The 9,717-nt window shown below is 68.7% G+C and carries 6 protein-coding genes; 2 read left to right on the top strand and 4 right to left on the bottom strand.

Annotated elements, in window-relative coordinates:
* The coding region (locus QHF89_RS49225; protein ID WP_284721993.1) for a PQQ-dependent sugar dehydrogenase at positions 1 to 1,227 on the top strand (1,227 nt) is incomplete at its 5' end.
* A gap of 888 nt (positions 1,228 to 2,115) precedes the next feature.
* A complete protein-coding gene (locus tag QHF89_RS49220) occupies positions 2,116 to 2,748 on the top strand; it encodes a hypothetical protein (RefSeq protein WP_136933462.1) in 633 nt (210 codons plus the stop codon).
* A 682-nt stretch (positions 2,749 to 3,430) separates the two neighbouring features.
* Here QHF89_RS49220 and QHF89_RS49215 read toward each other — a convergent pair.
* From QHF89_RS49215 to QHF89_RS49200, 4 genes are all read right to left on the bottom strand, one after another.
* On the bottom strand, positions 3,431 to 4,858 hold the full coding sequence (locus QHF89_RS49215) for a sialidase family protein (RefSeq protein ID WP_136933461.1): 1,428 nt from the start codon (positions 4,856 to 4,858) through the stop codon (positions 3,431 to 3,433).
* A 16-nt stretch (positions 4,859 to 4,874) separates the two neighbouring features.
* On the bottom strand, positions 4,875 to 5,858 hold the full coding sequence (locus QHF89_RS49210; RefSeq protein WP_136965063.1) for an SUMF1/EgtB/PvdO family nonheme iron enzyme: 984 nt from the start codon (positions 5,856 to 5,858) through the stop codon (positions 4,875 to 4,877).
* Positions 5,859 to 6,131: 273 nt separating this feature from the next.
* Complete coding sequence (locus QHF89_RS49205) at positions 6,132 to 8,204, bottom strand: choice-of-anchor L domain-containing protein (protein WP_136965062.1); 2,073 nt, start codon at positions 8,202 to 8,204, stop codon at positions 6,132 to 6,134.
* Positions 8,205 to 8,330: 126 nt separating this feature from the next.
* A partial coding sequence (locus QHF89_RS49200) for a choice-of-anchor L domain-containing protein (protein ID WP_284721992.1) occupies positions 8,331 to 9,717 on the bottom strand: 1,387 nt, incomplete at its 5' end.

Below are 9,717 nucleotides of genomic sequence, written 5' to 3'. Positions count from 1 at the left end.
GCGGGCGCAGCCGGCGGAATGGGCGGCATGGGCGGCGCGGGCGGCGCGGGCGGCGACGGCGGCATGGGCGGCGCCGGCGGCAACGGCGGCGGCATGCAGGCATGCGCGCCCGGCACGGCCGACCCCTTGCCCAAGCTGAAGCTCACCGAGCTCGTGACGGGCCTCGACCGCCCCACCTACGTAGCGGGCGCGCCGGGCGATACCAGCCGCCTCTTCTTGCTGGAGAAGCCGGGCCGCATCCGCATCGTGAACGGCGGCAATCTCGCGCCAGAGCCCTTCCTCGACATCAGCGCGATCGTCGAGGGGCAGGCCAATGAGCGCGGCTTGCTTGGCCTCGCGTTCCACCCGGACTACGCCCAGAATGGCCGATTCTTCGTCTACTACACGCAGAAGGCGAACCCGAACGGCGCGATCGCCGTCGCCGAGTACGCGCGCGGCGCCTCGCCCGACGTGGCGGTCCAGGGTTCGGGCAAGGTGATTCTCACCATCCCGCACCCGGGCTACAGCAACCACAACGGCGGCATGCTCGCGTTCGGGCCCGACGGTTTCCTCTACGTGGGCACGGGCGACGGCGGCGGTGGCGGCGATCCGGACGACAACGGGCAGGACATCAACGCCAAGCTCGGCAAGATCCTCCGCATCGATGTCGATAACTACCCGACGCCGCCGCCGGGAAACCTCAACGACGGCGACAAGGACATCTGGGACTGGGGCCTGCGCAACCCCTGGCGCTTCAGCTTCGATCGATGCACCGGCGATCTCTACATCGCCGACGTCGGCCAGAACGTGGTCGAAGAAATCAACGTCGAGCCGCCGGGTGAAGGCAACAAAAACTATGGCTGGAACACCATGGAAGGCACGCACTGCTTCGACCCGGCAGCCAACTGCGACAAGACGGGCCTCACGTTGCCGGTCACGGAGTACATCCATGCAAGCGGCCTCGGCGACTGCTCGGTGACGGGCGGATACGTCTACCGCGGGTCGAAGATGCCGGGGCTCGTCGGGACGTACCTCTACGCCGACTATTGCTCGAGGCGCTTCTACACGCTCGCGTGGTCGAAGGGCAACGTCATCGCCGAAGGGGAGATTTCGGCCGATCTCGAAAGCACGGCGCTGAGCGCAGGCATCACTTCGTTCGGCGAGGACACCGCGGGCGAGCTCTACGTCATCGTGGACAACAGCCAGGGCGGGACACCCGGCAAGCTGTACCGCATCGACCCGGAGTGACATCGACGCGCCCTCCTTCGGGGGGCGCTCCCGCGTCGAAACGCGCGCCTCTTCATCTCTCTACATCTCGTCTCCATCTCCTCTTCATCTCGATCGGCGCACCATCGTGACTTCGGTGGAGCCGGGCTCCTCGAAAAGGAGACAACGTCGACCGCGCGCCGGCTTGCTTCGTGAGGGCCGTCGCTGCACGGCCGGAAGGCTGCCTCGGCGCGCCTCCTCTCCTTATAATATAGAGTGCGAGAACGAGCCGCGGCGGAGGCCCGAAGTCCCGGGCGCCTGCTCCTCGTCGGTTTCGTGGCGCAACGTGCTGCGGCTTTGCGGCGAACCGCTTGGCTTCATGGGCGCCGGACGCGCCGCTATCGCCGCTCGGGCCTCGGGCGTGGGCGCGCGCGCGAGCCGGACACAAATCGTCACGGACGCGTCGTGAGGCATGCCTCGTCAACGACGAAGAGCTCGAGGTCGTCCTCGTGGCTATCCCGGTGCCACCGCCGGGCATGGGCTGCGTAGTGCAGGTGCAGCAATGAGGGGACGTCGGGGCCGGTCTTTAGGGAGAGCCCCGCCCCCAATCCGGGAAGACACGGCAGCACGCACGGCAAAGCCCGGGTCGCAAAGCCAGGATCGACTGGCAGCCCGCGCGCGCCAAACGAGAGGGCCTGACTGGACAATGCGAGCATCGCGCAGTCTCTCGGGGGATTTCGAGCGGTCGGTCGGTCCGGTAAACGTCCGGCGCTACCGGGCGGCGGTGGAGGCAAAACCCAGGGAGCCTCGCGCGGGCCGAACCAAAAAATGAACGAAAGGACCGTCCTGCCACTTTATTCGCTTGACCCGACCGTCACCAAAGGCATAGTCGTAACCATCCGCCGAGCGGGATTCGGCGAGGGAGAAGACATGGCAACCGACGCTTTCGAGCAGCAGATTGTGGAACTTGTGCGGAAGATGCCCGACTCGGCGATTCTCGCACTGGTCAAGGATAAACTCGGCCAGGCTGTTGCCTCCGCTCCGGCGGCGGCTCCGCTCGTGGCTGCGGCTGCGACCCGGGGTCGCGGTCGTCCGGCGCGCGTGCCGCAGGCGCTCGCGGTTGTGCCGGAAGCCCCCGCTCCCGCGAAGCGTGGCCGCGCGGCGGCTCCGGCGGCGCCCGCGAAGCGCAAGCCCGGCCGTCCGAAGAAGACGGCGGCCCTCTCCGCGGAGCGGCAAGAGGTCCTCAATTCGGTGGAGCGCATCGTGAAGGCGTCGAACGGCGTGAGCGCGAGCGACGTGGCCCGCCAGGCCGGCATTCCGCAGACGCGGGCGGCGGCGGCGCTCAAGGAGCTGAAGCTCGCGAAGCGCATCTTCCAGGGTGGTGATCGTCGTTTCGCCCGTTATGCGGCCGACCTCAAGACGGCGGAGCAGGCGAGCCTGAACGCGCGCAAGACGGCGAGCGGCCCCTCGACGGCCGGCGCCCCCGCGAAGAAGGCGGCCCCCGCGGCGAAGGTCACGCGTAAGCGCGCGGCGGCCCCTGCGGCGGCGCCCGCGGCGAAGTGAGTCGCGACTGATCAACAACCTGCCAGCAGGGCGCGAAGCAACTTTATCGACGTCCTGCTAGCAACGTGGCGGCCCGACGCGAAGGTGGTGGAGAGGACTCCCCGCCGTCGATTCGGGCCGCGCGGTCGTTTCGAAGGGTCGATCGGTCGTCCGGACGAAGTCAAAACGACGTCGCCGACATCACGCGCCCTCCGGCTCTGCTCGACCGGAGCGGTTGCCCACGATCGATCGTTATGGCCGACCCCGCGGTGACGCCCGAATGACGCGTCGCCCCCCGGAGGCCGCGACGTCCAAAACGTTTTTCGCGCTGGATCGCGTCGCCCGTTCGATTGGTGGTCGGCGGCCAAACCCAGCACGACGGGCAGGCGTGTGTCGGGCAAAACGCTGGCGCGCGCAGACGGTATGTCCTTTCGGACCGAGGCCGCTTCCACGCCGCTTGCTCGGACGAACCCGGCCAGCGAGTCCGTGGGTTGCACGTCATGCCGCGCTGCGCGGACACGCGCTCGTCGTTATGCGCGTCGCCAAAACGACGCGGGCGTCACGCGTTCGACGCCTTTTTACAGACCGATTACGGTCGAACCTTTCAATTTTGAACGACGCACGCCCGCGCGCGTTTCATCTTCAAACGCCGTCGCGCGTGAGGGAGCGGGGATGCAGGCGCGGGAATCGTGCGACGAACGTTTTACGGCGGGTTCCACGTCGCGCCGTCGTCGTCGGATACGAGCACGTAGAAGCCGCGCCTCGAAGTACCCGTTACATCGGCGGACACGATGAGCAACGTGCGCTTCCCGAACGAAACGAGCGCGCCGAAGTCGACGCGCCCGCGCGCGCCGGTCCCTTCGCCGATGATGCGCGCGCGCTCGTAAAACTTCCCGCCGTCCGTCGACTGCGCGTAGTAGAGGCCCCAGCGCTCACCGGCCTGCGCGCCCATCACGGCGGCCGCGCCCGTCGACGTCGGTACCGCGACGATCTCCCGCTCGTGTTTCTCGATCCACGGCTTGAATACGGGGCGCGTTGGGGTCGTGCACTTGCCTTCCAGGTCACACAACAAGAGCGTTATGCTCTGCTTGTCGGCATCAGGCGCCTCGACGACGAACTTCGTGTCGTTGCACCCGATAGCCGCGCCGGCGAGCGCCTCGACCGGACGCGGGACCAGCGTAAGCCGATCGGGCGTCACCACGAGGTAGTAGTTCTTGTTCGGATTCTGCTTCGTCGGCGGTTGCGTGATCGCCTGGTACGACATCGAACCGACATCGCACGCCGAAGACGCGGAGAGCTCGCTCACGAGCGTCGTCGTCGTTTTCACCGCGTCCACGTATTCGGGCTCGCCGATGGGCTGTCCGGGCGCAGGCCACTTGCGCGAGAGCAGCTCCCGTCCCTTCACGGAGAAGAGGCGCGGCGGCCTTCCCACGGGCCCCGTGGCGAAGGTCTCGAGCTTGGGCAACACGACCTCGGCCGGCGCGTCGGTGCCAGGCGGCGTGACGTACCGCGCGACGAACTTCTTGGCGGTAGGCTCGACGACGAGCGAAGCCGTCTCCTTGTCGAGGAGCGCGAGGCGCGGCTTGGGGAGCGGCTGCTTCGGGTCAGGCTTTCGCGCGAGCGGCGGCTGGTCGACCATCGTCGCCGTGCCGAACGAGGGCGCGTCGAGCCCCGCGAAGAAGAACTGGAAGGGCGGCGGCGGAGGCGCCTTCTTTCCAAAGGCCGGGGGCGCCTCCGCGGTCGTCTCCTTCGGGCCGAGGGCGAGCGCGAACATGCCGTCGGTCCCGAAGGCGTAACTCGACCAGGTGTCGCGGTCCGTGCGGAAGGCCTTCCACGTCTTGCCCGCGTCTACGGTCATGAGCGCGATCGCCACGCTGCCAGGGACGCCGCCGGCCAGGATGGCCCGCTTGTCGTCGAGCACGAGCACGTGATCGAACTTCATCGACGGCGGCGCGAGGCTCGCGTCGAGGCCCTTGGCGGTGCCGAGGCCGGTGGAGAGCTGATCGAGCGACGCTGCCCCGCGTGGAGGCGGCGGCGGCGCGATCGGAGCCTCTTCCTTTTTCTTGGAACAGCTTGGGAGGAGCGACAGCGCGAGCATGAGCGCGCAGGCCGTCGGGGACCAGGGGCCCATCGTCGTTCGAAACATCTCACTCGACTCGATCGGGATCCATGCAGCAGCGGAAGCCCGTGGAGTAATCGTGGTAGCGGAAGTCGTGGGCGGTGGTCTGGTAGGAGCAGCCGTCGCCGTTCAGCGACGTGTCCATGTAGAAGCCGCCGCGGAACGTGCCGTCGCGATCCTCGATCCACTCGTGCAGGTTGCCGACCATGTCGAAGACGCCGTACTCGTTCGTGCACTCGGCGCGCATGCCGGTCTCGAAGAGCGAGTCCGGGAGCTGGTTGATGAGCGGCTGGTTCATCCCCTCGCTCCAGCGACGTTCGTCGGGGATGCCGAGGCGCAAGGCCACCTCGATGACGGGATGCGCGCTGCGGATGTCGTCGTTGCAGACGCGGCTCTTGCGCTCGTCGCCGTAGGGAAAGCGGGTGTGCTTCGGGCCGCGGCAGGCGCGCTCCCACTCGTCGGCCGCGCAGAGCCGTTTGCCCGAGGCCTGGCAGGCGCGCTGCGCTTGCTCTCCGCTGATGTAGCCCTGCGGGATCACGCCCGGCCGGGACACCGCGCGTACGGCCGCCTCGTGCCCATCCACGGGGTAGAACGGCGACCACGCGTGCACCTCGCCGCTCGGGCCACGCTCGACGAGCGACGCCTCCCAGCGATCGACGCAGACGCGGCCGTCGACGAGCGCCATCTCCATCGGGCAGCGCGCGGTGTTCGCGAGGATCTCGCTGTCGACGTCTTCGGCGAAGGAGCGCCACGCGGCCGCGGCGAGGCGCGTCTCGACCGTGACGACACGCGCCTCGGTGGAACGGACCGCGATGGGCCGCTCGGCAGGCGCGGGCGGGCGGGCGGCGACCACCGACGCAACGCGCGTGTTCGCGCTCGGCTCCTTCACGGCGTGGAGCTGCGAGAGCCCGCCCGGGGCAGCACACCCCACGGCCGCGGAGGCCAGGACGGCCGTCACGACGAGGCTGGAAAGGTGCCGTGCGGCGCGAGGCGCGCGGAGGCTGGATCGCATGGGCTGCCCAGGAGGGCTGGGCATTCTGCAGTCTGCGTCGTCCGCCGTTACCGCCACGCGTTTCGAACGATGCCTGCGGTCGCGGCGAGACGCAATGGGGAAAATGCCAACGCCCGCAGGCGGGATCGTCTTCCCGCGCTTTCGCCGCTTGACAACGGGCTCGAGGCTCCTCGGAAAATCTGTCTTTGGAGGTCCAATGGTTGGACCACGGACGGGTTTGTCCGCGAGGGCGCGCTCGGGGAGAGGCGCCCTCGCGGCGGCGGGCTCAGGGGATCACTCGTGGATGCCGGTGCCGAGATCGGCCGCGTTCCAGCGGAAGTTGTCGAGCAGGATGAGCGAGTCGAGGATGGTGTCGGTCACGTCGAAGATCATGAGCTCGAGCGTGATCTTCTCGCCGGGCACGACGGAGGCGGTGTTGTAGAGCCAATCCGTCCCGCCGCCCACGTTGCTGATCTGCATGCCGGTGCCCGTGAGCTCGCCCGCGCCCGAGGGGCACGTGTTGCAGCCCTTGGCGACGCACACCTGGAAGAAGCCGTTGTTGACGCTGACGGGGTTGTTTCCGCCGTCCTTCGCGATGTTCTTGTCGAGCGGCAGGCCCATGGCGCCCGACTGGAGCAGCGCGAGGAAGAAGTCGTTGTACGACGAGCACTGCCAGCTCTGGTACTCCGAGGAGAAGAAGCGGAACTGGTACTCGAACGACTTCGCGTTCGTGGGCACGCGGATGTCGAGCCGCACGTTGACCGAGTCGTTCGCGCCCGAGCCCGCCGCGCAACTGCCGCTGCAGCCCTGCGACGAAGGCAGCTTGCCGGCGTTCGCCAGGAGGTACGTGGCCGGCGGGCTGCCGTTGATGCTGTGGCTCGTGCTCGTGCCCGCGTAACCCGCGTCGTCCTGATCGCGCATGACGCCGCTGGAGAGACCGGCCATCGTGAGGCCCTTCCGCGGCGTCACGACCGTGCCGTACCCCGTCAGGATGGCGCTCGACTTGTCCGACAAGACCAACTGCTGCGCCGCGGTCGGCGTGGAGCCGTCGGCGAAGACGAGCTTCGCCCCGAGCACGCCCCACTTCTTGAACTGCCCGGCCGGCGGGGTCTCCGGCACGAACTGGCAGAGCTCGATGGCCTTCGCCACGTCCTCGGCCGTGACGGCGGCGAACTTCGCGGACGAGCTGCAGGGCGGCGCCTCGGTGTCGGGCGTCGTCGGGTCGCAGTCGTTGTCCACGCCGTCGCCGGCGAACTCGAAGGCGCCGGGGTTGACGGCCCTCGGGTTCGGGCAACCGGGGCTCAGGAAGTCGCAGCAATCGCCGCCGCCGCACGAGCTGTAGCCGTCGCCGTCGTAGTCACCGGTGGAGTCGTCGGCCTCGCCGTTGCAGTCGTCGTCGATGAGGTTCGCGCAGACCTCGTACTTCGGGAGCACCTGGCCGACGCAAGCGCCCCAGCCCGTGCCGTCTTCCTTGCACGTCTGCGTGCCGGCCTTGCACGGCCCGACGCCGAGCGTGCCCTGCAGGCCCTGGTAGCACGACTGCGTCTGGCCAGGCACGCAGGTGCACGGGCCGTCCTGCAGCACGTTCCACTCGCAACCGTCGCTCGGGTCATTGTTGCAGTCGGAGAAGGCAGGCTTGCAAGCGCTGAGCGCGCAGACGCCGTTGTCGCAGACCGCGACGCCGTTCGGCGGGGGGCCCATGGTCGGCGGGTCCGTGGTTTTGTCGATGGTCCACGCGAGCGAGCAGGGGTTGTTGCAGAAGCCGCAGTTGGCCTCGTCCGTCGCGAAGTCGTAGCAGCTCGACCCGCAGCAACTGAAGCCAGCCTGGCAAGGCTGGGTCGCGGAGCAGCCAGGGATGCAGGTGTTCGAGATGCAAATCGAGCCCGGGAAGCAGTCGGTGTCGACGTTGCAGCCGTCGGCGCAGTTGTTCTTCTCGTCGCAGACCTGCGAGCCGAGGCAGTCCCCCTTGTGCGTGCAGCCGACCTGGCACTTCATCGACTGCGGATTGCAGTACTGCCCGAGGCCGCAGTCATCGACCAAGGGGTCGCCGCTCGGGATGCACTCGACGCACGTGTTCGTGTCCGCGTTGCAGATCGTGCCGTTGGGATCGCTCGCACAATCGTTGTCGTTCACGCAACCCGTGGGCCCGGCGCCCATGCCGCCTGCGCCGCCCATGCCCCCGGTGCCGCCGGTGCCGCCCATGCCCCCGGTGCCGGTTGCACCCCCCGTGCCGCCGCTTCCGCCGTCGCTCACGTTCGACGTGCCCGCCGAGCCGCCCGCTCCTCCGCCGACCTGCGCGCTGCAGCCAGCCGCAGCCGCGTATGCGACGAGCGCAGGGACGAGCAGGGTCGATAGCGAAATGCGCATGTCGGTCCGCCTCGTACGCTTCATCATTTCGAATACCTCACCGTAAAACCACGAGCGGGCCGAGCCCGCACCATCCGAAGCCCGAGGCCACGCGCCGCGCCCCCGCAGATCGCGGCGCGCAGCAGATCACTTGTGAACGCCGAACCCGGTGGGCTCGAGGCCCCACCGGAAGTAGTCGAGGAGCACGGTCGAATCGACGTTCGAGTCGCCGGCGTCGGCGATGATGAACTCGATCTCCATGATCTCGCCGGGCAGGACGGGCGCCTCGTTCACGAGCCACACCGTGCCGCCGCCATCCTTGTAATCACCGTTCCAGCCGCCCATGCCCGTGCCGACGAGCTCGAGCGTGCCCGACGAGCACGCATCCGGCGGCGCGATGGGCGAGGGGAAGCAGACGTCGTAGAACGCGTTGTTGACCGTGATCGTCTTGCCGGTCGAGTCCTTCGCGATGTTGCGATCCGCAGGGGGCGGAGGGTCGTTCGGACCGGGCGTCCAGTTGCTCTTCAGGAGCGCGAGGAAGAAGTCGTTGAACTGGCCGCAGCTATATTCGGGGTACTCCGCGGTGTAGCTCTTCAGCCGATACGAGAACGACTTCGCGTTCGTCGGCACGCGGATGCGCATCTTGAAGTTGACCGAGTCGAACGCCTTCGTGCAGTCCTCGCCTTGGCACGCCGGGCACTCCGGGGGCGAGGGGACCTTGCCGCCATTCGCCGTGAGGTAGGCGGTCGGGATCGGGCAGACCGTGTTCGCCTTGTAGTTGCCCTTCTGGAGGTCGGGGTTCGGCCCGTTTTGCGGGTGGATAAAGCCCGGGTCGCCCTCGTCGCGCGCCGTGCCCGTCGAGAGCACGGCCATCGTCGTGCCCCGCTTCGGCAGCACGTTGGGGCCGTAGTTCGCGAGCACGCCGACCTGAATGTCCTTCGGCACGACCGCGTTCGTCCCGTCGGCGAGCAAGAGGTGGCTCGAGATCACGCCCCACTTCCTCTGCGGGAGCGGCGGGTTCTCCGTCGTGAACTGGCAGAGATCCATCGCCTTCACGAGTTCGAGCGTGCTCGTCGGCACCTGGAGCGGCGGATCCGTGCAGTCGGTTGCGCCGACGTCGTCCTTCGTCGAAGCGTCGCAGTCGTCATCGAAGCCGTTGCCGGGGTACTCGAACGCGCCGGGGTTCACGCTCGCCGGCTTGTCGCACTTGACGTCGCTGTCGCAGCAATCGCCGTTGGCGACCGTCCAGCCATCCCCGTCGTTGTCGACGGCCGTCGGATCGCCGCCCTGACCGCCGGCCCCACCGGCACCCGCGCCGCCTGCGCCACCCGCGCCGCCTGCGCCACCCGCGCCGCCTGCGCCGCCGATCCCGCCGGCACCACCGACGCCCCCTTCGCCGCCGGTTCCTCCGACGCCGCCGGTGCCGCCGATCCCGCCGGTGCCGCCGACGCCACCGGTGCCGCCTGTGCCGCCGCCTGTGCCGCCGATCCCGCCGGTGCCCCCCGTGCCGCCGCCGCCTGTGCCGCCGATCCCG

Origin of the sequence: Polyangium sorediatum (genome assembly GCF_029946465.1) — a bacterium.
GTDB lineage: Bacteria > Myxococcota_A > Polyangia > Polyangiales > Polyangiaceae > Polyangium > Polyangium fumosum.
The sequence above is the reverse complement of the archived record's forward strand: the minus strand, read 5'-3'. Positions and strand labels throughout refer to the sequence as shown.

Bases quoted from the DNA above. Each gene is read 5' to 3' on its own strand.
- QHF89_RS49220 (WP_136933462.1), top strand. From the start codon at position 2,116: ATGGCAACCGACGCTTTCGAGCAGCAGATTGTGGAACTTGTGCGGAAG.
- QHF89_RS49205 (WP_136965062.1), bottom strand. From the start codon at position 8,204: ATGCGCATTTCGCTATCGACCCTGCTCGTCCCTGCGCTCGTCGCATAC.
- QHF89_RS49210 (WP_136965063.1), bottom strand. From the start codon at position 5,858: ATGCGATCCAGCCTCCGCGCGCCTCGCGCCGCACGGCACCTTTCCAGC.
- QHF89_RS49215 (WP_136933461.1), bottom strand. From the start codon at position 4,858: ATGGGCCCCTGGTCCCCGACGGCCTGCGCGCTCATGCTCGCGCTGTCG.